Genomic DNA, 2850 nt, shown 5'->3' on the forward strand with positions numbered 1-2850 from the left:
ACCAGGAGCAAGGTTTTAATCGTTATCAAAGCGCCATTCTGGTGTACTGGAAGATTGGCGGCAAAGAGGTCGAAGACCAACATCTTGTCTATCTCAAAGAGCCTATCACGCAAGACGCGCTTGATAACCTGGACGACGAATGGCTGGAAGAAAACGGTATTAAACTGTCTATTAATGAATTACTCGCTGCGCCGAAGCAAGCTATCGCCAAACGAGATGAATCCTCTTCTGAAAAGGATACCGATAAGCGTGATGAGTCAAAGCAGCCGACAACCCACACGGTCAAAACCGATCCGGCCACACGCCAACGTGAATCATGGCCTACTATTGCCGCACAATATGGCCTGTCCGCTAAGCAGCTGTTGGAGTTGAATCCGCAGTATGACGCTGAACCAGTGGCATTGGCGGTAGGTGATTTGCTAACTGTGAAGGGTCCGCAACCACAAAACATTGAAAAGAAATCTATTTATGAGCTACCACCTGAGAGCCCTAAGCCATTTAATCACCCTCTGAACACTTACTATGACTATACAGAGCGCTGTTTAGTTGATACTTCAACAGTTGCTATTAATCATAAAAGATTAGTCCAAAAAGAGGTGACCGTTGTTAATATCAAAAAGGTGTCTGATGTTGCAACTGAATTTGAGCTTGGCTTCACTCAAGTAGAAAAAACGCAGCCTCTCGACGACTATTGGCAAAACCTTTTTTCCTCAGATACAAGTGACGACACCCAAAAGCTTTTGACGAAATACAATACACATTTGAACAATCCTGTCCGTCAAGGGGAAATTGTAGTTGTACTAACCAAAGAGCCATCCACTGAAGCACAGAGAAGTAAGCTGTCGGCTCTTATTGAAGAAGCAACAGCAGCAAGTACAGAGTTAGCAAAATTAACTGAAGAGCAAGTTTCCACCGTTAATCGTCACTTTGAATTGCTAGATTTTTACGCTGACGAAGCCATGAAAAAGGTAGGCAAAGATGGCTTACCAAGTGATTTATATGCTTATGCTTCCATGGGAGTTGGTGCTGTAGCTGTAGGAGTTGAGCAACATTTAAAAAATATTAATAACATACTTTTGGAAATTAACCACCTCTACGTCTCTCAGGTGGCGATGGCGAGCCGTGTTGGTGGTATTAACTATGGTTCTTTTGTCGCTGAGCGAGTCTCACTATTTCAAAAACTAGATGGAAGCTTTGCTGCATTATCTCGACGTAGCGTTAAAATCCCTGTCTATACACAAATTAAGCGCAATCTCAAACTATCCACGCGTTCTGTCGTTCATCATGCCGATGAAATTATCGCAAAAGGCTTCGTACCTAATTTAGGTAAACGTATGGCAAATGTCGCAATCGGTATTGGAGCTTCCCGTGGCGTCGGCTATGTCGGGCTGTTGCTTGGAGGCGCGAGTGGCGTGAAGAATATTTATGAAGCCTGTTCCGTCGATGGATCAGGGGAATGTGGCAAAGTCACTACTCGTGAAGTAGCCGGGTTTGTTGGTGGAATTTACGGTGGAGGCTTCATGGGTAATGCTGCAGTCGGTGGAACACTATTAGCTCTAGGGGTTGTTGGTGTAACTTCTGCTCCGATCTTAGCAATTGCTTCAATAGGTGCTTTTGTTGCAGGTGGTGCTGTAGGTGGTGTCGCTGGTGCTACTATAGGAAAGAATGTCGGTGATGTTATTTATATTGCTTATCAGTGGGGGCAAGAGCAACTCGAAGTCATTCAGGAAAGTTTTTGATGATTACTCTTAAATTAGTTTTAGCCTTATTCTCAATAGTCATATTTTGGTACTTTGTCATTTGGTGTGTGGTAGGTGCTATATCTGGAGCCGTGTTGAGCTTGGGAGATCCTCAACGCATTGTTTTTATTGATAAACAACTAGCAAAAGACGTCGATAAACTTCACTCTGATTATCAATGTATGATGTCTTACAATATCTTGAACAGATTCATGGTATATTGCTTTAAGTACCCTTTTATACGTTATAGAGTAAAAGTTTACTCTTGGAAATTTAATGTATTTATGTGGTTGCATTGCATTGGGTTTTGGTTATTTATTATAACATTATGTATAGCGCTTATAGCCAAATTATTGTAGCCCTAGGTTAATGTAAAAAGAGCCATTAAATTTAATATTTTCTAAAGCAATTTCTGGTATTGAAATGACCGCATTGTATAAACAGGCGATGTCATTTAGCCGCTCATTAGGTATCGCTAACGGTCTCGTAATTGGAGCCGGGTTATATGGAAACGCTGCTGATGTGGTAACTACATGTAATAGTAGTGGCTGGTTTGAGGATACTTGTAATAGAAATATAGTAAATAATACTGCGAGTGAATTTTTAACGTTTCGGGAGGTATTGGTATAGGCATTGCTCTAGCTGCAATCCCTGTAACTGGGGGGCTGTCGATAGCTTTAGTTGGTGGAGGCTCTTTATTCTGGGGGATGTATGGTGGCAGGGCAACCGCACGAGTAGATTATTTGTAAACGGAAATCACACTCTTTGTTAACTCGCTAAGAGTTGAGCTGCATAAGCCCAGGTTTATGCGGTTAAGAAACAAACGGGGATAAAAGAAAAGCAGCTTAAAACAACCATCTCGCGGTTAATGGTTTGTGAGAATTTACATTAATTCAACTCATGCGCTCGCCCTGTGTATGGTGGTGACCTATCTCAGCAAGTAGGTTTGTTTTTCGAGGAGATAGCCTTTGATTAAGATCGTATCCGAAATTAGCATTATGATTTCTCTATTATCCGTCATTCCGCAGCCAATTAATGAATTAAAATAGTGTGATCCAGCGATCATTTGCAGCTTTTAGTGTCACATATGTCTTGACCGTGATCCCCAGCT

The 2850-nt window shown here is 41.9% G+C and carries 1 protein-coding gene; it reads left to right on the forward strand.

Features of this window, described 5'->3' with window-relative positions; translation table 11 throughout:
• The coding region (locus tag BZJ21_RS16830) for a LysM peptidoglycan-binding domain-containing protein (RefSeq protein WP_077670238.1) at positions 1-1739 on the forward strand (1739 nt) is incomplete at its 5' end.
• Positions 1740-2850 lie beyond the last annotated feature (1111 nt).

The sequence above is a fragment of the Salinivibrio costicola subsp. alcaliphilus genome (genome assembly GCF_001996185.1).
In the GTDB taxonomy this organism is placed as follows: domain Bacteria; phylum Pseudomonadota; class Gammaproteobacteria; order Enterobacterales; family Vibrionaceae; genus Salinivibrio; species Salinivibrio costicola.